The 275-nt window shown below is 60.4% G+C and carries 1 pseudogene; it reads left to right on the top strand.

What is annotated here, in order from left to right:
* A pseudogene (locus HX875_RS32885) lies at nt 1-141 on the top strand (GntR family transcriptional regulator); the annotation flags it as partial.
* Nucleotides 142-275 lie beyond the last annotated feature (134 nt).

Genomic DNA, 275 nt, shown 5'->3' with positions numbered 1-275 from the left:
GAGGAGCATGGGTTGATCCTCGCGGCGATCCTGCAACGGCAAAGCGATCAGGCGCAGCAACTGCTCAAGACCCATATTGAGGTGAGCAAGCAGGAGGTGCGCAAGATCACATTGCACAGGTTGGCGGTGGCAAGGGGATAAGCCCTTCACACTGAAAAATTGGCTGGCCCCAATCCCTGTGGCGAGGGAGCTTGCTCCCGCTGGGCTGCGCAGCAGCCCCGTCCAGACACCCCGTTTTCGGCCGATAAAATGGGGTGTCCGGTTTTGGGGGCGCT

Origin of the sequence: Pseudomonas yamanorum (genome assembly GCF_013386765.1) — a bacterium.
In the GTDB taxonomy this organism is placed as follows: Bacteria; Pseudomonadota; Gammaproteobacteria; order Pseudomonadales; family Pseudomonadaceae; genus Aquipseudomonas; species Aquipseudomonas yamanorum_A.
Note: the sequence above shows the minus strand (reverse complement) of the source record. Positions and strands in the feature narration are given on the sequence as shown.